This window comes from Thiobacillus denitrificans ATCC 25259 (assembly GCF_000012745.1).
In the GTDB taxonomy this organism is placed as follows: domain Bacteria; phylum Pseudomonadota; class Gammaproteobacteria; order Burkholderiales; family Thiobacillaceae; genus Thiobacillus; species Thiobacillus denitrificans_B.
The window spans coordinates 1,361,669-1,383,298 of record NC_007404.1 but is presented as its reverse complement, the minus strand read 5'-3'; the positions used below and the strand labels follow the sequence as shown (position 1 = coordinate 1,383,298).

Annotated in this window: 14 protein-coding genes; 1 reads left to right on the top strand and 13 read right to left on the bottom strand. The window is 68.4% G+C overall.

Annotated elements, in window-relative coordinates:
* The first annotated feature begins 189 nt into the window (after positions 1–189).
* The gene (locus TBD_RS06545; protein WP_011311816.1) at positions 190–8,769 is read left to right on the top strand and encodes a GH36-type glycosyl hydrolase domain-containing protein; all 8,580 of its coding nucleotides are present in this window, start codon (positions 190–192) and stop codon (positions 8,767–8,769) included.
* A 79-nt stretch (positions 8,770–8,848) separates the two neighbouring features.
* Here TBD_RS06545 and TBD_RS06540 read toward each other — a convergent pair whose 3' ends face one another.
* The 13 genes from TBD_RS06540 to TBD_RS06480 all read right to left on the bottom strand — a co-directional run bounded on the left by TBD_RS06540 (position 8,849) and on the right by TBD_RS06480 (position 21,500).
* Complete coding sequence (locus tag TBD_RS06540; RefSeq protein ID WP_011311815.1) at positions 8,849–9,370, bottom strand: type II secretion system protein; 522 nt, start codon at positions 9,368–9,370, stop codon at positions 8,849–8,851.
* Entirely contained in the window at positions 9,364–9,726 is a 363-nt protein-coding gene (locus TBD_RS06535; protein WP_049750287.1) for a type II secretion system protein, read from the bottom strand. Before TBD_RS06535 ends, TBD_RS06540 begins: the two co-directional genes overlap by 7 nt.
* 5 nt (positions 9,727–9,731) lie before the next feature.
* Entirely contained in the window at positions 9,732–10,238 is a 507-nt protein-coding gene (locus TBD_RS06530; protein ID WP_011311813.1) for a type II secretion system protein, read from the bottom strand.
* Between the two features lies 1 nt (position 10,239).
* Positions 10,240–12,243 carry a secretin N-terminal domain-containing protein gene (locus tag TBD_RS06525; RefSeq protein ID WP_011311812.1) on the bottom strand — a complete coding sequence of 668 codons (2,004 nt, stop codon included), beginning with the start codon at positions 12,241–12,243 and terminating at the stop codon, positions 10,240–10,242.
* Positions 12,240–12,770 carry a hypothetical protein gene (locus TBD_RS14960; protein ID WP_011311811.1) on the bottom strand — a complete coding sequence of 177 codons (531 nt, stop codon included), beginning with the start codon at positions 12,768–12,770 and terminating at the stop codon, positions 12,240–12,242. The genes TBD_RS06525 and TBD_RS14960 overlap by 4 nt, the downstream gene beginning before the upstream one ends.
* Entirely contained in the window at positions 12,767–13,327 is a 561-nt protein-coding gene (locus tag TBD_RS06515; RefSeq protein WP_238376507.1) for a hypothetical protein, read from the bottom strand. The genes TBD_RS14960 and TBD_RS06515 overlap by 4 nt, the downstream gene beginning before the upstream one ends.
* Positions 13,309–13,845 (bottom strand): PilN domain-containing protein, encoded by a 537-nt coding sequence (locus TBD_RS14235; protein WP_011311809.1) that lies wholly within the window; start codon positions 13,843–13,845, stop codon positions 13,309–13,311. Before TBD_RS14235 ends, TBD_RS06515 begins: the two co-directional genes overlap by 19 nt.
* Positions 13,838–14,683: a hypothetical protein gene (locus tag TBD_RS06505; protein WP_011311808.1), complete on the bottom strand. Its 846-nt coding sequence runs from the start codon at positions 14,681–14,683 to the stop codon at positions 13,838–13,840. Before TBD_RS06505 ends, TBD_RS14235 begins: the two co-directional genes overlap by 8 nt.
* Entirely contained in the window at positions 14,664–16,364 is a 1,701-nt protein-coding gene (locus TBD_RS06500; protein WP_011311807.1) for a GspE/PulE family protein, read from the bottom strand. The genes TBD_RS06505 and TBD_RS06500 overlap by 20 nt, the downstream gene beginning before the upstream one ends.
* Positions 16,361–17,554, bottom strand: a complete 1,194-nt coding sequence (locus TBD_RS06495) for a type II secretion system F family protein (protein ID WP_041432453.1) — start codon at positions 17,552–17,554, stop codon at positions 16,361–16,363. The genes TBD_RS06500 and TBD_RS06495 overlap by 4 nt, the downstream gene beginning before the upstream one ends.
* A gap of 5 nt (positions 17,555–17,559) precedes the next feature.
* Positions 17,560–17,997: a type II secretion system major pseudopilin GspG gene (gene gspG, locus TBD_RS06490; RefSeq protein ID WP_041432451.1), complete on the bottom strand. Its 438-nt coding sequence runs from the start codon at positions 17,995–17,997 to the stop codon at positions 17,560–17,562.
* Between the two features lie 125 nt (positions 17,998–18,122).
* Positions 18,123–19,910 (bottom strand): bifunctional metallophosphatase/5'-nucleotidase, encoded by a 1,788-nt coding sequence (locus TBD_RS06485; RefSeq protein WP_011311804.1) that lies wholly within the window; start codon positions 19,908–19,910, stop codon positions 18,123–18,125.
* A 57-nt stretch (positions 19,911–19,967) separates the two neighbouring features.
* Complete coding sequence (locus TBD_RS06480) at positions 19,968–21,500, bottom strand: hypothetical protein (protein ID WP_011311803.1); 1,533 nt, start codon at positions 21,498–21,500, stop codon at positions 19,968–19,970.
* Positions 21,501–21,630: the final 130 nt, after the last annotated feature.

Here is a 21,630-nt window from a genome sequence, read left to right as displayed (position 1 = left end):
CAGAACCTCACGGGCCGGCTGCGCCCTGCGCGTGGATCCGGCGCCGGACCAAGACCTGTCTAGACGGTGTCGACGGTCCGGAACGGGGCGGCTGCGGCGAGTTCGAGCGAGTAGAGGGACACCGCCATCAAAGAATTCGGATTTTCGACCCATACCCGCAAGGCGCTGCGCCGCGACCGCGACACGGAGTTGCTGCGTGCCGAGCTGTTCAGCATCGAGCAGCTCAAGCGCCACGCCGTCACGCTCGCCGGCCAGCATCGCATCGACCCGCACCCGCGCGCGGACCGGCTGTTGCCGCGTCTTGCGGAAAATGCGCGGGTCCTGCAGGCCGCCTACGACGTCGTCACCGCCGCGGCCGCACCGGGACAGCGCATCGCGCCGGCCGAGGCCTGGCTGCTCGACAACTTCTACCTGATCGAACAGCAGATCGGCATGGCGCGTCGGCATCTGCCGCGCGGATACAGCCGGCAACTGCCGCGCCTCGCCGACGGCCCCTCGGCGGGCTTTCCCCGCATCTACGACCTCGCGCTCCAACTGATCTCGCACATGGACGGCCGCGTCGATCGTGACAACGCGAGCCAGTTCCTCGCCGCCTACCAGAGCGCCGAGCCCCTGAGGCTCGGCGAACTGTGGGCCTTCCCGATCATGCTGCAGCTCGCCCTGCTCGAGAACCTGCGCCGCGTCGGCGTGCGCATCGCGCAACGGCGCGAGGCACGCGACGCCGCGATCGTCTGGGCAGACCGCATGGTGGCGGCGGCCGAGGGCGAGTCCGGCCAGCTCATTCAACTGCTGGCCGAGTTTGCCCGCGCCGACGTGCCGCTGACCGCGCCCTTCGTCGAGGAGTTCTACGAGCGCCTTCAGGCGCAGGGGCCGGCGCTCGGCTTCGTGCAGACCTGGGTCGAGCACAAGCTCTTCGAACAGGGCGTGAGCGCGGGCGAATTGTCGGAGACGGCCGCGCGCATGGCGGCGGCGAACCAGATTTCCATTGCCAACAGCATCGGCAGCCTGCGCTTCATCGGCGGCATGGACTGGACGCACTTCGTCGAATCGCTCAGCGTCGTCGAGCAGACCCTCGGCGAAGACCCGACCGCGATGCACGCGCGCCAGGATTTCGCCACCCGCGACCGCTACCGCCATGTCGTCGAGGACATCGCGCGCCGCAGCACCTGCGGCGAGCCCGCGGTCGCGCGCGAAGCCATCGCGCTCGCACGCGCGGCCGCCGACGAACACGGCGAGGACGACCGCCGTGCGCACGTCGGCTACTGGCTCGTGGACCGGGGACGGCCGCAGCTCGAGCGCGCGGTCGCCTGCCATCTCTCGCGCACGTCGCGCCTCCTGCGCGGCGCCGGCCGCATCCGCCTGCCGCTGTACCTCGGTTCGATCCTGGCATTGACCGCACTCGTGACTGCAGCTTTCGTCTTCGTGCTCGACCGCGAGACTGGCGGCCTGATGCCCGATGACGCGCGGCTCTGGCTGCTCGCCCTCCCACTCGTCGTCGCCGCCTCGGCTCTCGCCGTGCCGCTCGTCAATCTCCTCGTCACGCTCCTCCTGCCGCCGCGCGCCGTGCCGCGCCTCGATTTCTCGAACGGCATCCCGGACGCCGAGCGCACCGTGGTCGTCGTGCCGACCCTGCTCGCGAGCCGGCACGACGTCGACACCCTGCTCGAAGCCATGGAGATACGCTATCTCGGCAACCGCGACCCCAATCTGTTCTTTGCGCTGCTGACCGATTTTCCCGACGCGCAGACCGAAACCCTGCCCGACGACGCGGCGTTGATCGCTTACGCACGGGCCGCAGTCGAGGCGCTCAACGCAAGCTACGCCGACGATCGTCCCTGCATCTTCTATCTGTTTCATCGCCCGCGCGTGTGGAATCCCTACGAACGCGTATGGATGGGCTACGAGCGCAAGCGCGGCAAGCTCGAGGCGTTCAACGCGCGGCTGCGCGGCGGCGCGCAGACGGCGTTCTCGGACATCGTCGGCGACACCGCGCTGCTCGACGCGATCCGCTACGTCATCACGCTCGATACCGACACGCAACTGCCGCGCGATGCGGCGCGCGCGCTGGTCGGCAATATCGCCCATCCGCTCAACCGGCCGGTCTACGACGCCACCAGGGGGCGCATCGTCGAGGGCTACGCGATCCTGCAGCCACGCGCGTCGATCAGCCTGACCAGCGCCAGTCAGTCCCGCTTCGCCAAGCTCGCCGCCGGTGACTCCGGGATCGACCCCTATACACGGGAGATCTCCGACGTCTACCAGGACGTGTTCGGCGAGGGCTCGTTCATCGGCAAGGGCATCTACGACGTCGATGCCTTCCGCCAGGCACTCGACGGACGCTTTCCCGAAAATCTCATCCTCAGCCACGACCTCCTCGAAAGCGGCTACGCGCGCTCGGCGCTGGTCAGCGACGTCGAGCTCATCGAAGAACATCCGTCGAGCGTCGCCGTCGAAGCGAGCCGCCGCCACCGCTGGATACGCGGCGACTGGCAGCTCGCGGGCTGGCTCCTGCCGCGCGTGCCGGGCATTACCCGCGCAGACGGCAGCAAATCCGGACGCCAGCCCAACCCGCTCTCGGCGCTGTCGTGGTGGAAGCTTTTCGACAATCTGCGGCGCAGCCTCGTCCCGCCGGCGCTGCTCGTGCTGCTGCTCGCGGGCTGGCTCGCCGGTCCCGGGCCGGCGTGGCTGTGGACGCTCTTCGTCGTCGGCGTGGCGCTCGTGCCCACGCTGCTGTCGACCCTGATCGAACTGATCCGCAAACCGCACGAACGCGACTGGCTCGTTCACCTGAGCCTGACGAGCCGGTCCGCGGCCCGGCCCATCGCGCTCGCGCTGCTGGCGCTGGCCTTCCTGCCCTACGAGGCCCTCGTGTCGCTCGGCGCGATCGCGGCTTCGGCTTTACGCATGCCGTTCACGCGGCGGGGCCTGCTGCTCTGGCATCTGCCGTCCTACGCGCGGCGCAACGCACGCCGATCCATCCCCGGCTTCTTCCGGGAAATGTGGTTCGCCCCCGCGCTCGCGCTCGCGGTCGGCTTCGCACTCGCGATGGACGGGCGGGCGGACGAGGCCCAGGTTCTTCCGCTCGTCCTCGTCTGGCTGCTTGCGCCGCTCGTCGGCTGGTGGATCAGCCGTCCGCTCGCCGCGCGCAGCCCGGGGTTGAGCAGCGAGCAGACCGTGTTCCTGCGCGCGTCGGCACGGCGCACCTGGCGCTACTTCGATGACTTCGTCGGCGCCGACGACAACTGGCTGCCGCCCGACAACTTCCAGGAACATCCCACGCCGGCCGTCGCCTCGCGCACCTCGCCGACCAACATCGGCATGTCCCTGCTCGCCGATCTCGCGGCGCACGATTTCGGTTACATCACGGCCGGGGAATGCCTGCAGCGCCTCGACAACACACTCGCCACGATGGCGAAGCTCGAGCGCTATCGCGGCCACCTCTACAACTGGTACGACACGCGGAGCCTGCAGCCGCTGCATCCGCGATACGTCTCCTCGGTCGACAGCGGCAACCTCGCCGGTTGCCTGCTGACCCTCGAAGCCGGGCTGAACGAACTCGGCGCGCGGCCGGTCGTGAACGGTGCGGCGCTGCGCGGCCTCGAGGACACGCTGCAGGTCCTGGCCGAGCAGCTTCCCGCCTCGCCCGCCCCCGAGCTCGAGGAAAAAATCCGCGCGCTGCAGGCGCGGCTACGGACGCTCGCGGCGGAGGGTTCGCCGACGCCTGCCGACGCGCTGCGCGCCCTCGACGCGATGCACCAGGCGGTCGGCAAGCTCGTCGCCGCGCTGCCGGCGGACATCGACATCGACGGCGAACTGGCCTACTGGGCACGCGCCTTCGACCGGCAAATGCGCGCGCTGCGCGAAGAGCTCGAATTCCTCGTTCCCGAGCCGGGGCAGCGCGACGCCAACCCGACGCTCGCGGCGCTCGCGGCAAGTGCCGGCGCGAGCGGCGCGGCGCGTGCCCAGGCGCGCATCGAGACGATCGAGCGCCTGATCGGCCGCTGCCGCGAACTCGGTGCGATGGATTTCGCGTTCCTCTACGACGAAGCCGGGGGTCTTTTGACGATCGGCTACGACGTCGGCGAACGCCGCCGCGATCCGGCGTGCTACGACCTGCTCGCGTCGGAAGCGCGGCTGGCGAGCTTCCTGCTCATCGCGCAGGGCCAGCTTCCGCAGAAACACTGGTTCGCGCTCGGCCGTCTGCTGACGAGCCACGGCGGACACATGAGCCTGATCTCGTGGAGCGGCTCGATGTTCGAGTACCTGATGCCGCAACTGATCATGCCGAGCTATCCCGACACCCTGCTCGAACAGACCTGCAAGGCGGCGGTGTCGCGCCAGATCGAATACGGACGACAGCGCGCGGTGCCATGGGGCATTTCGGAATCGTGCTACAACGCGACCGACGCCCAGCAGGTCTACCAGTACCGCGCCTTCGGCGTGCCCGGGCTGGGCCTGAAACGCGGTCTCGGGGACGACCTCGTCATCGCGCCCTACGCCACGGCGCTCGCCCTCACGGTGATGCCGCGCGAAGCGTGCCGCAACCTGCAGACGCTCGCGCGCCAGGGTTTTCTCGGCGCCTGCGGCTTCTATGAAGCGGTCGACTACACGCCCTCGCGCGTGCCCCGCGGCAAGGCGCACGCGACCGTACGCGCGTTCATGGCGCATCACCAGGGCATGAGTCTTCTGGCCTATGCCCACGTCCTGCTCGACCAGCCGATGCAGCGTCGCTTCATGTCCGACCCGCTTGCCCGCGCGACCGAGCTGCTGCTGCAGGAGCGCGTGCCGAAGAAGGGCGCGACCCTGCATCCGCATGCCGCGGAGGTCAGCGCGTCGGCGCGGCCGCCGAGCGCCGAGGCCGGCACGATCATGCGGGTCTTCACCGAGCCCAATACGCCGCTGCCCGAAGTCCACCTGCTGTCGAACGGCCGCTATCACGTCATGGCGACCCACGCCGGCGGCAGCTGCAGCCGCCGGAACGAATATGCGATCACGCGCTGGCGCGAGGACCCGACGTCGGACGGCTGGGGGACATTCATCTACCTGCGCGATCGCGACAGCGGCCGCTACTGGTCGACCGCGCATCAGCCGACCCTGCAGCGCGCCGACCATTACGAGGCGATCTTCGTGCAGGCGCGCGCCGAATACCGGCGGCGCGACCATGCGATCGAAGCGCACACCGAAATCTGCGTCTCGCCGGAAGACGACGTCGAGATCCGCCGCGTGACGCTGACCAACCAGTCGGCCCGAGCGCGCCACATCGAAGTCACGAGCTACGCCGAGGTCGTGCTCGCACCACTGAATGCCGACCTCGCCCACCGCTCGTTCAGCAATCTCTTCGTGCAGACCGAAATCGTCGCCGAACGGCAGGCGATTCTGTGCACACGCCGTCCGCGCACGCCGGGCGAGCAGACGCCGTGGATGTTCCACCTGCTCGCCGCGCCCGGGACGATGAGCGGCGAACCGTCGTTCGAAACCGACCGCGCGCGCTTCATCGGGCGCGGGCGCACGCCCGTCAACCCGGTCATGCTCGACAGCGACGCCGGTGCGTCCGCCTTGTCGAATACCGCGGGCGCCGTACTCGACCCGATCGTGGCGATCCGCCGCGTCGTCACGGTGTCGCCGGACCACGCCGCGACCGTGCAGATCATCTCCGGCGTCGCCGACACGCGGGAAGCCGCGCTCGCCCTGCTCGAGAAATATTGCGACCGGCACTTCGTCGAGCGCGCGTTCGAAATGGCCTGGTTCGAGAGCCTCGAAGTGCTGCGCCATCTCAATGCGAACGAGGCCGACGCGCAGATATACGGCCGTCTGGCGAGCTCGGTCGTCTACGCGAGCGCACTGCGCCGCGCCCCGCCGAGCGTCATCGCGCGCAACCAGCTCGGACAATCCGGACTCTGGCGCTTCGCGATCTCGGGCGATCTGCCGATCGTGCTGCTACACATCGCCAGCCTCGACCGCATGGATCTCGTCGAACAGGTGCTGCAGGCCCACGCCTACTGGCGCATGAAAGGCCTGGCGGCCGATCTCGTAATCGTGAACGAGGATTTCTCGGGCTACCGCGCGGTCCTGCAGGACCAGATCATGGGCCGCATCAACGCGGGGCCCGAAGCGCACATGCTCGACAAGCCGGGCGGCGTCTTCGTGCGGCGCGCCGAGGAACTGTCCGAGGACGAACGCGTGCTGCTGCAGACCGTCGCGCGCATCGTTTTCAGCGACACCCGCGAAACCCTGATCGAACAGATCGAGCGCCGCGTATCCGCCGAGCGTGCCTCCGACCGCCTCGAGCCGCCGCTGCAGGTCGCGCGCGAGACGGTCTATCCGCTGGCGCCGCGCGATCTGATTTTCAGCAACGGCCTCGGCGGGTTCACGCCCGACGGTCGCGAATATGTCGTCATGCTCGAACCCGGGCAAACCACGCCGGCGCCCTGGGTCAACGTGATCGCGAGTCCGCATATCGGCACCGTCGTCAGCGAAAGCGGCGGCGCCTACACCTGGTCGGAAAACGCGCACGAGTTCCGGCTGACGACCTGGCACAACGACCCGCTTTCGGACACCAGCGGCGAGGCGATCTATATCCGCGACGAGGAAACCGGCGCGTTCTGGTCGCCGACGCCGCTGCCCGCCCGCGGACGCTCGGGTTACATCTGCCGCCACGGCTTCGGCTACAGCGTGTTCGAGCACTATGAAGCCGGGATCGCGTCGGAGCTGTCGACCTACGTGGCGATGGATGCGGCGGTCAAGTTCGTGACCGTCAAGCTACACAACCAGTCGAAGCGCCCGCGCACGCTGTCGCTGACGGGCTACTGGGAACTCGTGCTCGGCGAGTGGCGCCACGCGAACATGATGCACGTGGTGACCGAGGTCGACGGCTTCAGCGGCGCCCTGCTCGCCCGCAACGCCTACAGCCGTGAATACGCGCACCGCGTCGTCTTCGCCCATGTCAGCGAGCGCGAGCGCTCGGTGAGCGGAAGCCGCTCGGAATTCATCGGCCGCAACGGCACGCTCGGCGACCCGGCGGCGATGCGGCGCAAGCGCCTGTCGGGCCGCACCGGGGCCGGCCTCGACCCCTGCGCGGCGCTGCAGACACGGATGGCGCTCGACCCGGGCGAGACACGTGAATTCGTCTTCGTCATCGGCGCCGCGCACGACGCCGACGAGGCGCGCCATCTTGTCCAGCGCTTCGGCGGACCGGCCGGCGCGCGGCAGGCCTTGGAGGCCGTGTGGGAGCACTGGAACCGCACGCTCGGCGCGGTGCACGTCGAAACGCCCGACGCCGCACTCAACGTGCTCGCGAACGGGTGGCTGGTCTACCAGACCCTCTCCTGCCGGTTCTGGGGACGCAGCGGCTACTACCAGTCGGGCGGCGCCTACGGCTTCCGCGACCAGTTGCAGGACACGATGGCCCTGGTCCACGCCGCGCCCTGGCTCGCGCGCGAACAGCTGATCCGCTGCGCCGGCCGCCAGTTCCTCAAGGGCGACGTGCAGCACTGGTGGCATCCGCCCAACGGTCAGGGCGTGCGCACCCATTTCTCCGACGATTATTTGTGGCTGCCGTACGCCACGGTTCGCTACGTGCGCGCGACCGGCGACACCGGCGTGCTCGACGAGTCCGTCCACTTCCTCGAAGGGCGCGAGCTGAACCCGGAAGAAGAGGCCTACTACGACCAGCCGCAGCGCTCGCCCGAAGCCGCGAGCCTGTACGAGCACTGCGTGCGCGCGATCAAGCACGGCCTGCGCTTCGGCGTGCACCAGTTGCCGCTCATGGGGGCCGGCGACTGGAACGACGGCATGAACCTCGTCGGCCGCGAGGGCAAAGGCGAGAGCGTCTGGCTCGCCTGGTTCCTGTACGAGAACCTGGACCTGTTCGCCGCGCTCGCGCGCGACCGCGGCGACCTCGCGCTCGCCGACCTGTGCAGCGGGCAGGCCGCGCAGCTGCGCGGCAACATCGAGGCCCAGGCCTGGGACGGCGCCTGGTACCGGCGCGCCTATTTCGACGACGGCACGCCGCTCGGCTCGGCGCTCAACGACGAGTGCCAGATCGATTCGATCAGCCAGAGCTGGTCGGTCATCTCGGGCGCTGGCGAGGCCGAGCGCGCGCGTCAGGCGATGGCGGCGGTCGACCAGCGCCTGGTGCGGCGCGAGGCAAAGCTGATACAGCTGCTCGACCCGCCCTTCGACAAGTCCGAGCTCGAACCCGGCTACATCAAGGGCTACGTGCCGGGCGTGCGCGAAAACGGCGGGCAATACACCCACGCGGCGATCTGGACGACGATGGCCTTCGCGATGATGGGCGACACCGCGCGCGCCTGGGAATTCTTCGCGATGCTCAACCCGGTCAACCACGGCAACACGCCCGACGCGATCGCGCGCTACAAGGTCGAACCCTACGTCATGTGCGCCGACATCTACGGCGCCGCGCCGCACACGGGTCGCGGCGGCTGGACCTGGTATACCGGCGCTGCCGGCTGGATGTATCGCCTGGCGACGGAAACCCTGCTCGGCCTGCACCGCGAGGTCGACCACCTGCTGATCGCGCCGCGCGTTCCCGATCACTGGGCGAGCTACACGATCCACTACCGCTACCGCGACACGCCGCACCACATCACGGTCAGCCGCCTCCACGAGCCTGCGGCGCAGGCGATCGAGGTGAGCGTCGACGGCGCGCCGGTCCGCGAAGCGAGCGTCCTGCAGGCCGGGCGCCCGCACGCCAGAATTCCGCTCGTCGACGACGGGCAGGAACACCGCATCGAGGTGCGCCTGAGCTGAATCGTGTCGTGTCGCGCCGGCAGGCGGGCGAGGCTGACCCGATACCGGCGCGAGCCGGGCGCGGGTCGACATGCCGAGCCTAGCCGGGCGCCTCGGCTTCCGTCGCCTGCTCGACCGGCGTGTAGACGAACCACCATTCCGAATAGTGGTTCTTGCCGGCGAAACCGCGGTCGCGGTGGCGGAAATTTCCCTGCTTGATCGGCCGTCCCGACGCATGGCTGTAGACGCCGATGATCCGGCCCGACGGCGCCGTGACGAGCGCCCAGTCGGCCTCCCCGGTCATCGGGTCGCGGTAGATCCTGCGCAGATGGCGCTGCGTCGTGAGCTGCCGCGGGTCCTGCAACAGATCGGCAAGCTTCTGCGGATATTCCTTCACCGGGCCGGGGGTGCTGCGGTAATAGCGGCCGATCGCCTCGCGGAACTGGTTGCCGATGAAAAGCAGCTCCCGTTCCTTCTGCCTTTGCTGCGCCTGGCTCCAGACCACGCCGGTCGCCGCGAGGCTGAAGCCGAGCAAGGCGATCAGCACCAGCAGGCCGATGTAGGTGAACCCGCCCTGCGCTGGCCGCCCTGGCCGGCGTCGCGCCGGCGCGACGCTCACCATGCCGCGTGCGCGGGCGAGCCGCTGCGAACGTCGAATACCCTGCCCTGCGCCGGATCCTCAGGCGAGACGGTCACCCAGGTGGCGTCGCTCTCGGTGATCGGATCGGGCGGAATGCGGCGCAGGTACTTGCCGGCGACGAGCGCGTCGAGGCTTTCGGGATAGACGCCGACGTCGCCGTAATACTTGTCGATCGCGTCGCGCATCACCGCGAGGTTCTGGCGCAGCACGGCCTCCTTTGCCCGGTCGCTCTGGTTGAAATATCGCGGCGCGGCAATCGTCAGCAGGGTCGCGACGATCGCCATCACGACGAGAATCTCGATCAGCGTGAAACCCGCGCCTCGCTTGCGCATGACCATCGTCTTCACCATTCCCGGTACGGCACCTGATTCAGGCCGACCCCGTCGCTCTTCGAATAGACGTCGTAGACGTCCTCGCCTTCCTGCGGCGCCTCGGCGCTGCTCGCGTAGCTGCGCAAGCCCCAAGTCTCCTCGGCCGGCAGCGTCCGGTCGGTCGTCATCGGGTCGCGCGGCACACGGCGCAGGAAATAGATCTTCGCCGCCTGCGGCGCGAGCGCGTCGGGCACGCCCTCGACGAGCACCCTGAGCGAAGCCGGATAGCCGCTCGCGTCGGCCGCCCGGGCGATGCGCCCGGTGTCGGAGGCCTCCTTGTAGGCGTCGATCGCGCTGCGGATCTCGATCAGCGCGCGCTGCAATTCCTGCTCCTTGCTGCGTCGCACCGTCACTTCGGCCATCGGCATCGCTGCGGTCGCGAGGATGCCGACGATCGCGACGGTGACGACCAGTTCGATCAGCGTGAAGCCGGCCCCGCGGCGGCGGGCCCGCGCCGGCTGCTGGCGGGAGGCGCCCATGCTAGGACCCTTCCTGTGCGTCGCCGTCGGCGGAGGGCTCGGGCGCTGCGTTCCCCGGTTCGGCGTCCTGCGCTGCGGCCGGTTCGCCCGCGGCGTCGCCGCCCTCGGCCGCCGGTTCGCGTCCGATCTCCACCCCGGCTGGCGCCTGGCCGCCTGCGGGTGCGTCCGCCGGCGCCGCGGGCGCCGCGCCCGGCGCGCCTGCCGTGCCTTCCTCGACCGCGCGCATGACTTCGGGCGTGATCGCCTGCAGCGTCACCGGCGCGCTGCCGGCTGCCGAATCGGTGCCGGCCGCGAAGTCGGACGCGGTGAGCGCCGTGCGGTCGAGATTGCGCACGATGTGCGGCGTGATGAGGAGGACGATCTCCGTCTTGTCGGTGCTGTTGCTCTTGCTCGCGAACAGCCGGCCGATCGCCGGGATGCGGCCGAAGCCGGGAATCCCGTTGACCGTCTCGCGCTCCTCGTCGCTGATGAGACCAGCCAGCGCCTGCGTTTCGCCATCGCGCAGCGCGAGCGTCGTCGACGCGTTGCGCGTGCCGACCCGGTAGACCTCGCTGCCGCTCTTGGTCACGCTCTTCTGTCCGAGGCTGCTCACCTCGAGCGCGACCTTGATCGTCACCTCGTCGTTCAGCGAAATGAGCGGCTCGACCTCGAACTTGATGCCGACGTCGAGATAGTTGACCGTCTCGGGCAAAAAGCTCGTCGTGCCGGCCGAGGTCACCGTGGTCGTGATGATCGGCACGCGCTCGCCGATGTGCACCTTGGCCTTCTCGCGGTTCTTGACGCGGATGCGCGGGTTCGCGAGCAGGTTGGTATCGCCGTTGTCCATGCGCGCGCGCACGCTCGCGCTCAGCGACGACACCCCGATCAGCCCGGAGTTGAGCCCTTTGAGATCGGCGAGCGTCGTGCTCGGCGCGCCCGAAGGACCGAGCGTGCGGAACGTCGCCTCGGTCGGCGGCGTGATGCCGATGTCGCTCAGGCGGCTGCGGCTGACCTCGAGCACTTCGACCTCGAGCAGCACCTCGGATTCCGCGAGGTCCTGGCTTCCGAGCAGTTTTTCGGCGAGCCGGATCGCGTCGGGGGTATCGCGCATCACGAGCGTGTTGAGCTTCTCGTCGATGACGACGTCGCGGGTCTTGACGATGGTCTTGACGATGTTGAGCGCCTGCTTGGCGTCCATGCTCGCGAGATAGAAGGTCTTGGCCCGAAGATCCTGGTAGTCGCGGGTCTTCGCCGGGATGTTCGGGTAGACCAGAACCGTGTTCTCGTTGAGCACCTTCTTCGCGAGCTGGTTGCTCATGAGCAGGAAGTCGATCGCGCTCTCGATGCGCGTGTTCCTGACGAAGATGCTCGCGACGAGGTCCTGGCGGACGTCCTTGTCGAAAATGAAATTGATCCCGGCGCTGCGCGAGATGACTTCGAAGATCGCCTTGAGGTCGGCGTTGCGGAATTCGAGCGTGATCGGCTTCTCGAAGAGCGAGCGCAAGCCCGGCAGTTCCGACCGCTTCTCGGCCTTCAGCGCGGCGAGTCGCGTCTTCAGCGCGCGGCCCTCGGCACTGCGCGGGTCCTCGGCGAGCACGGTGTCGAGCTTCGTCGCCGCGGCTGCGAGATTGCCCTGCACGGCCAGCGTCTCGGCTTCGGCGAGCAGCACGCGATGCTTCCGCGCGGTCGCCACGGCCTCGAGGCCGTCCGCCGCCCGACGGTTTTCCGCATCGAGCGCGAGGGCGCGACGGAAGGCCTGCTCGGCGGCGTCGAGGCGCCCGGTCCGCCGCGCCTGCTCGGCCTCACCGAGCAGCGTGTTGATCGAGCCCTCGCGCTGGCGCGCGAGGTAGATCCGGTATTCCTTGTTCTCGGGGGCGATGCGCGCGGCCTTTTCGACCTCGCGCAGACCGGCTTCGGTCTGGCCCTGCTCCAGCATGCCCTTGCCGCGGGTGAAGGCGCGGTCGGCAGCGCAGCCCGAAAGGCCCAGAACACAGACAAGACTCACAACGACGTGCTTCGTTTTCAATTTCTTTCTCCGAGGGAGAGGGTTTGCTTCATGTCCAGGGGGAGGTAGGTCAGCGCCATGCTGCGTGCGTCGACACTGTCGATCCGGTAGGTCGAATCGATCACCTCGTTGGCCTTGACGGCGAGATTGCGGCCCTTGAACACGACGAAAACCGTGATTTCACCGTTGTCGACGAGCTTGCCGAGATAGACGAAGGGCAATGGCGGCGGCACCGGCGCGGGGGGCGGCGGGGGTGGAGGCGGCGGAACGTACTTGGGCGCCGGGGGCGGCACGTACCAGGATTTCGCGGCGAAGACGTCGGGCACCGGCTCGCGCGAAATCTCGCGCTTGAGGCCGCCGCGCGTGATCGCCGGGCCGCTTGCGGGCGGCGCCGGCCGCCCGGCCGACTCGGCGGCAGGCCGCGGCACCGCCTGCGCGACGAGTTCGGGCGCGGCGTCTTCCTGCTCGCCGACCCACACCGTCGCGCCGAGCGTCGCCGCGAGCGCGACGCCGAGGGCGATCTTTCTTTTTGCCGGCGACAGGCTCATGACGCACGCTCCAGATAAAGCGTCATCCGGATGTCCGCCCGGACCTCGCCGTCGTCGATCTTGTCCTTGCGGATCGCGAGCGCATCGAGCGACAGGCTCGGCACATAGCTCAGGACGAACGCGACGAAGTTGCGCACCTGCACGTAGGACCCCGTCACCGGCAGCGTGATTTCGTAGCGCGTGATCCGGCCGCCCTTGTCCTCGGCGATCCGGTAATGGCTCGCGTCGATGCGAACGCCCGAGCGGGCCGCCGTGCCGAACACCTCGTTCAGCAGGAGTGGCGCGTCGCCGAACGCGGGAATGAGCCCGTAGAAGGTCTGCAACTGCTCGGACCCCTCGAGTGCGGCCGTCGCCCGCCGCGCTTGCTGCGCCGTCGCCTGCAGGCCGTCGGCCTGTGCACGCAGGTCGGCGATCTCGGCCTCGAGCGGCATCACCGCGAGCAGGTGGAAGGCCGCTGCGCCGGCAAGCACGAGCAGCGCGCCAAGGCCGCTGCGGCCGATGGCGCGCTCGGCACGGCGCAACAGGGATAGCGCCGCCATCATGATCCGCTTCCCCACGCCGCCTCGATGACGAAACGCGCCGGCCGTTGCGGGTCGGCGTCGGACGTGCCGTGGTCGAGCAGATAGACGTCGCGAAGCAGCGGCTGCGCTTCGAGCTGTCGCACATACCCGAGGACCGCATGGATGTCCTTGCCCTCCCCGACCAGCCTGAGGTTGCGTTTCTGCGCGTTCGGCTCGACGCCGAGCAGTGCGATGTCCGCAGGCGTCGCCGCTTCGACCGCGCGAAACAGCGGATCCCATGGCAGCGCGAGCTGCGCGGCGATCTCGTGGGCCTGCGCAAGCTCCGCCGCAGCGGCTTTGTCCACGCCGCGCGCCGGCGCCGGCGTCCGCGCCGCCCGGCTGCTCGCGGCCTGGCGTTGCGCGACTTCGTCATGCCAGTAGTCGAGCGCAGCACGCGCGTCGCGGTAGGCGTCGACGGCGGTGGCAGCGAGCGCGAGCGACACCGCGAGCAGCGCGAGCGTCACGCTGCGCGGCAAGCGGCGGGTGTCTGCGAAATCGATCTTCAGTTCACGCATCGTCGCCTCCGAAAAGCGAGAGCGCGTGGGCGCGGTGGCGGGCGGCGCCGAAGCGCGCGGCGTCGGCGACGGTCAGCGCGTGCACCGGCTCGTCCTCGGCACGCGGCCCTGGCACCATGGCCGCGGGCGCGTGGACATAGACGGGGGCCGCAAGTCCTGGCAATTGCGCGGCGAAGGCTTCCTGATCGAGGAGGACCGGCAGCGCCTCGTCGAGCCGGCCGGACAACGCGCGCACGGCGACGTGCCGCCAGACGCCGTTCTCGAACAGCGCGACGCAGACGCGCGTGCGCTCGGGGAGCACGAGCCATGCCGTGTTCTCGCGCAGCTGCTTGCGCCAGGCGTTGAACGCGGTGACGAGGTAGGGCTGGACCGAGAGCAGGCGCAGGCCTGCGTCGGCGGCGACCGCCTCGATCCCGGCGAGCAGTCCTTGATCGATGGCGCAGGCGACTGCCGGTTCGGAAGCGCCGCCTTCGCTCCAGCGCAGCGCCCATCGCTCGACGCGTTCGCCGTGGACGCGCGCGAAGCCGTGGCGGACGAGCGCCTGTTTTTCCTCGCGGTCGCGCAGGCCGCTGCGCCACGGCACCAGCCGGTAGCGCGCAAAGCCGTTGGCGAGCACGACGTGGGTCCGCGCGCCGCGCAAGGGCTTGCCGTCGATGGCGTGGCGCATCGCCTCGAGGGTGGCGCGCCAGTTTTCGGCCGCGCCCGTGGTCGAAGCGGCATCCACGGCGACCGACTCGCGCGCGAGCACGCGCGGGCGCAGGCCGCCGCGCACGTGCAGGAGGGCGACGTGCTCGGGCGCGAGGGCGACGTAGAGCGCGTCAGGCGACAAAAGTGACACGATTGATTTCCTGTAAGGTGCTCTGCCCTTTGCGCACGAGTTCGAGCGCGGCATCGCGCAGGAAGCGCACGCCGTTGCGGCGTGCGGCCTCCTTCAGTTGCCGGATCGGTGCGCGCTCGAGAATGAGTTCGCGCAGCTCGTCGTTGAGCAGGAGAATTTCGGCGATCGCGATCCGCCCGCGGTAACCCGAGCCGCGGCAGTGTTCGCAACCGCGGCCGATGCGGAAGTCGAACCCGGCGACGGCGTCGGCGGCGAGCCGCGACTCGGCGAGCAGTTCGGCGCTCGGCACATATAGCTCGGCGCAGTGGCTGCAGATCTGGCGCACGAGGCGCTGCGCCGAGATGCCGTTCAGCGCCGCGACGAAGCTGTATACGTCGACGCCCATGTGGACGAAGCGGCCGAGCACGTCGAAGACGTTGTTGGCGTGCACGGTCGTGAACACGAGGTGGCCGGTCAGCGCGGACTGAACCGCGATCTGCGCGGTCTCTGGATCGCGGATTTCGCCGACCATGATCTTGTCGGGGTCGTGCCGCAGCACCGAGCGCAGGCCGCGCGCGAAAGTGAGGCCCTTCTTCTCGTTGACCGGGATCTGCAGCACCCCGGGCAGGTGGTATTCGACGGGGTCCTCGATCGTGATGATCTTGTCGAGGCCGGTATTCACTTCCGACAGCGCGGCGTAAAGCGTCGTCGTCTTGCCAGAACCGGTCGGGCCGGTGACCAGGATCATTCCGTAGGGTTCGCGCGCCATGCGCCGCAGCATCGCCATGCTGTCGGCGTCGAAGCCGAGGCTGTCGAGCCGCAGGCCCTGCATCTGGTCGGAGAGCGTCTGCTTGTCGAGCACGCGCAGGACGGCGTCCTCGCCGAACACGCTCGGCATGATCGAGACGCGGAAATCGACTTCGCGTCCGCGCACCGCGACCTTGAAGCGGCCGTCCTGCGGCACGCGCCGCTCGGAGATGTCGAGCTCGGCAAGCACCTTGATGCGCGAAATGACCTGCTCAGCCGTGTCCTGCCCGGCTGCGTTGCCGACCGCGCTGAGCACGCCGTCGATCCGGTATTTGATCGCGAGCCCGGTCGCGCCGGTTTCCAGGTGGACGTCGCTCGCGCCGCTCTTGAGCGCGTCGTAGAGCGTCGAGCGCACGAGCTTGACGACCGGGCTGCTGTCCTCGCTGATCGCCTTGAGCGAGAGGTCCTCGATCTCCTCCGCCGAGCGGTCCGGCGCAGTCTCGGACAGCACCATCGCGTCCATCGCGCGCAGCTGGTCTTCGTGATGCGCGAGCAGCGCCGCGAGATCGGCCGCCGCGACGAGCGCCGGCGTAAAGGGCCGGTCGAGCCGGCCTTCGGCCCAGGCAACGAGGTCCGGCGCGAACGGATCGGCCAGAACCAGGTAAAGCTGCCCGCCCGCGTTGCGCAGCACCAGACAGTCGTGCGCGAACGCCTCGGCGTAGGGCACGAGATCGAAGGCCGGCGTGAGCGAACGCAGCGCGTGCGCGTCGAGCACGGGGTAATGCACGGTATGCGCGAGGCGGCGCACGAAGTCCTGCGCCGGCAGGCCGAGCTGTTCGTCGAGCACGTTCAGCAGCGGGCGCCCGCTGCGCGCCGCCTCGGCACGCGCCGCGCCGAACTGCCCGGCACTGATCGGAAACGCGGTGTCGGCCGCAACCTGTTGCGCGATGCTCATTGAATGCTCCCCGCGAGTTCGAAGATCGGCATGTACATCAGGACCACGAGTGCGCCGATGACGACCCCGATCACGGCCATCAGCAAGGGCTCGAACAGCTTGGTGAACCAGTCGACCCAGCGCGCCATTTCCTCGTCGTAGAAGGCCGCGATGCGCTCCATCATTTCGCCCATCTGCCCGGTGCGCTCGCCGACGCGCAGCATGCGCAGCGCGACCTGGGTGGTCAGACCATTGGCTTCCATCGCGAACGAGATCGGCTGCCCCTCGCGGATGCGCGCGCCGGCCCGTGCAAGGCCGTCACGCAGCGAGGCATGGAGGATTCCCGACGCCATGTCGAGGGCCGGCACGATCGAGACGCCGCCGGCGAGCAGCATGCCGAGCGTGCGGTAGAAACGCGCGAGCTGGTAGACGCGCATGCGCTCGCCGACCGATGGAATCTGCCAGAGCTTTTGTCCCGCCCAGGCCCTGAGCGCCGGCCGGGTGAGACCGAAGACGAGGCCCGCCAGCAGCGCCGCCAGCACGAGCAGCACCGCACTGCCGTGCTGTTCAAGCAACTGGCCCCACTGCATGAGCAGACGCGACATCAGCGGCAGGTCGCCGTCCAGGCCTTCATAGACTTCGCTGAAGCGCGGCACGACGTAGGCCATCAGGAACAGCGCGACGAGCCCGCCGACGCCGATGAGCACGAGCGGGTAGATCGACGCGCTGACGAGTTTCTTGCGGATCACGTCGAGCTGGGCCTGGTAGGCAATGTAGCGGCGCAGCGTCTCCGGCAGGTCGCCGGTTTTCTCGCTCGCCCGGATGCTCGCGACGTAGAGCGCGGGAAAAACCGCCGGCAGCTTCTCGAGCGCCGCCGACAGGGTTTGCCCTTCGTAAAGCGCGCGCAGCAGCTGGTCGAAAACGCTTTTGCTCTCGGGCCGCGCCTCCTTTTCGGCGAGCGCCTCGAGCGCCTCGACCAGGGCGAGGCCCGCGTTGAGCAGGGCCAGCAGTTCCTGCGTGAAAAGCTGGAGCGGGAAGCGCTTCGCGCGGCCGAGGCGCCAGCCGTCCCCGCTCGCACGGCGGCGGACCGACAGCACCGTCAGGCCGTCGGCGGCGGCGCGCGCCTCGGCACTCGCGGCGTCAGGCGCCTCGAGCACGAGCGAGACGATCGCCGACGCGCTTCCCACCCCACGGACCTCGAACTGTGCCATCGCGCTTACCAGTTCGTGATGTCGGCGGATTCGCCGGTGCCGCCAGGCTGGCCGTCGGTACCGTAGGAAGACAGGTCGTACTCACCGTGGGTGCCGGGCTGCTGGTAGACGTAGGGCTTGCCCCAGGGGTCGAGCGGCGCGGCCTTCTTGAGGTAGGGTCCGGCCCATTTGGCTTCGTCCTGCGGCCGCTCGGTCAGCGCGGCCAGGCCCTGTTCGGTCGCCGGGTAGCGGCCGACGTCGAGGCGGTACTGGTCGAGCGCCTTTTCCAGCGCGTCGATCTGAGCGCGCGCGGTCTTCACCTCGGACTTGCCGATCTGGGCGAAATACTTGGGCCCCACGTACCCCGCGAGCAGGCCGATGATGACCAGCACGACGAGGAGTTCGAGGAGCGTGAATCCCCGGCTTTTGCCAAGGAAACGGGAATTGGGTTTGTTGCACTGCATGGGCATCTCTCGCTTGCAAAACAACCGTTGGCTGCGGGCGCCGGTCGACGTCGATCGACGCCCGCAACATTTACTGCGACGGGGGACTGCCGCGCCGCCCACTCGGGCGACGCCCCCCGCACGCCTCAGTACGCGCTGCTCACGCCTTTCAGCGGCTGGATCTCGGCGCTGCCGTAAGCCGCCGCCGGCAGCGGGTTCACCAGGCGGATACGGCTCTCACCCGGGTTCGCGCTGTGCGTCTTGAGGTAGTTGACGACGACCTCGGTGCCGTCCAGCGTCTCGCCGGCGGCGCCCTTCACCGCAGTGACGGGGTTCGCGGAAACCAGCGCCCCGACCTTCTTCGGCGCCTGGTCGTACCAATAGCCCGCGTAGCTGTAGCTCTTGGCCGGATCCAGCGGCTCCCACTGACCGGTCGCCTGGTTGAACACCTGCGCGTTCTGCACGCGTGCGCCCAGGGAGGCGTAGAGGTCGAGGTCGTAGCGCACGCCGCTCAGCGCCTGCTGCCAGCCGCCCGTCCACTTGAAGATGTCCGAGTTGAACGAGCCGGCGGCGTTGTTTTCAAGATCGTCCTTGAGCATCTGGCCGGTGATCGTCGTCTTCGCCACTTGGGGCCCGATCGCGATGTAGTGGTACAGATCGTCGAGCTTGATGTCGCCCGGCGCGATGTGCGTGCCGTAACGGAAGCCCCGCATGTGGCCGACATCGGCACCGGCCTGCTCGCGGAAGGCATCGGCGATGAAGTTGTGCGACGTTCCCTCGATCGCGCCCGGAACGGCGGCGTCCGAGTAGTTGGAACGATGCAGCGCGACATCGGCCTTGCCGACGACCTTGTCGATCGGCGTCTTCAGCACCATGCCGTTGAACGGATTGACGTGCTTCTTGAAGAACTTGCCGGCGACGAACTCCTTGCGCTTCTCGGCGACCAGTTGCGCGATGACCGGGTTCGGACGGATCGTGCTCGTGTCGATCGTGTTGAAGGTGTATTTCCAGCTCGCGATCTTGCCGTCACGGATGTCGAGATCGATCTGACCGAGACGCGTACCGTCCTGGCCGACCTCGCTGATGATCGTGCCGTTGCTGGTCGTGATCGGATCGCGGGTTTCCTCGTGCATGTCGGCCGACAGGACGACGTCGATGCCGGGGAAGTTTTCGGCGAAATGGACGTTCTTCGCCAGGCCGAATTCAGAAACCAGAATGACGAGGTCGACCTTTTCCTGATTGCGCAGGGTGTCGATGACGCCGGGGACTTCCTGGCCCTCGCTGGTCGCGATCAGGCCGGCGGTGGCGAACGGTCCCGGGGCCAGCGTGATGCGCTCGGTGCTCAGGCCCATGACGCCGATCTTCAGGCCGTTCACGGTCAGGATGCGGTAAGGCGGCAGGACAGTCTGGCCAGCCTTGTCGGGGTAGATCGCGGGATCGTAATAGACGTTCGCCGCGACCGCGCCCCAGCGTCCGCTGCCGAAGAGCTCGACGAAGCGCTCGGCGCCGTAGAGGTAATCCCAGTTGCCGGGCGCGAAGCCGACGACGCCGAAGCGGTCGAGCACGTCGACGAGCGCCTGACCCTTGGTGTAGAGCGCCTCGGCGCTGCCCTGGATGGTGTCACCGGTGTTGAACAACAGCGTGTTCGGATTCCTGGCGCGAATCTCCTGGATCTTGCTGTACATGTAGGCGAGGCCACCGAGCATCGCGCCGTTGCCGTCGTTGCGCAGGTGGGCGCGCGGGATCATGTGGCCATGAATGTCGCCCATCTGCAGCAGCGTGAGTTTCATGGTCTTGCTGTCCGGGGCGGGCTTCTGCACCGGCAGGGTGGCCGCGGTCGTGGCGAGCGTCTGGCCCGCCACAGGAAATGCCGCCGTGATCGCGCCGGCGGCGAAGGTGGCCAGTACGGCCCGGGAAAGAATCCCTTTTTGCATTTTTCGTTGCTCCACTTGAGGTTGAATACGAGGGGGGCGAGCCCCCTCGGGTTGGCTTTAGTAGGTCGAACGCGGTGCGTCGCTGAACAGCGTGCCGTCCGGCGCGCTGAATTCGCCCGTGCTTTCGCTGGCGTAGGACTTCGGCATCTGCGGATCGCGCATCTGCTCGCCGCGGTAGTAGTTCTGGTACAGCGCCATGAGTTGCTGGTATTCGAACAGACGGGACTTGTTGACCCGCTCGACGAATGCGGCCCAGATCGCCTTGTACGGCCCGATCACGGCTACGCGGCTGTTCGCCGTATCGCCGATGAAGATCAGGTTGTTCTTGCGGTCGACCGAAAGGCCCCAGGGCTCGTAGAACTTGGCTTTGCTCGCGGGCCCGCTGATGCGGCCGCTCTGCATCGGCACGCCGGCGTAGGTCGACACCATCTTGCCGACCATCGGATCGGCGCTCGGCGTGATCTTGCGGATCACGTGGTTGAAGCGGTCGGCGACGTAGAGGTTGCCCGCGTTGTCGTAGTCGATCTGCGAGCAGCCGTTGAAGCGCGCCTCGTTGGCTGGGCCGTCGACGAAAGCGCCCTGCTTCTGGCCGACCATCAGCACGCCGGCATAGGTGCTGACGACGTTGTTCATCAGGTCGATGCAGCGAACGATGTTGTTGTCGCGTTCGGCGATGTAGAGGTAACGCTGATCGGGGCTCAGCACGATGCCGCAGGCGCCGCGGAATTTCGCCGTGGCGGTCGGGCCGTCGACGCGGCCGGGGTAATACGTCAAGGCGCCGCAGGGGTCGGCACCGGGCGTCGGCGGCGTGCCGGCGACGGTGACGACGGCGAAGGTGCCGTCGCCGTTGGGGACGAGCTTGCGGATCAGCTGGTTGTCGCGGTCGCAGAAGTAGACCGTGTCGACGGTGTGCCACGCGGTGTTCTCGCGGGCGACGGTCAGCGTCAACGGGCGGTTGAGCAGCGCCTGGGTGCCGATGCTCTGGTCGCCGTTGTACTTGTTCTTGCAGTTGCCCTGGCCGGCGATCGTCTTGACCGAGCCGTCGGCGAACACGCGGCGGATCGCGTTGTTCTCGCGATCACCCACGACGTAGGTGCCGTCGCTGAGCTTGTCGATGTCGTTCGGGCTGTTGAAGTTCGTGTCGACGGCGCTGCCGTCCTTGAACGGATACTGCTGCATGCTGCCGCTGAAGATCGTCACGTCGCCGAGGTTGGAGATGTTGCGGATCAGCGAATTGCGCGCGTCGGCGACCTTGATCGAGCCGTTGTCCTCGATGTACATGCCGGTCGCGGGGTAGAAAAACGCGGACAGCGCGGGGCCGTTGCGCATGCCGGGAAACAGGTTGCCGGCGTAGTCGAGCGACCAGATCTCTTCCGGGCTTTTCGGCAGCGGGAAGCCTTCGTTCGTCGCCACCGAGAACGGCGTGGACAAGGTCGGCAGCGCCGCTTGTGCCCCCTTGACGGCGGTCAGGCCGACGGCGCACACGGCGCCAGCCATTCCCAGGCTCTTCAGCATTTCGCGGCGGCTCAGCGTGCTGGCCTCTCCCCGCTCCGCGTCGCTGTCGTGCGGAGTATTCGTGTTGTCACTCATTGCGCTTCCTCTAACAGTTGGTCTTGGCTGACAAAAACCGATCGGGCGAGCCCGTTGTTCGGAGGCGCTATGGTGCGTGGGGACGCGCTTGGAAAAAATCAGGTGCGGCTGAAGATCAGCGTGTGGAAGC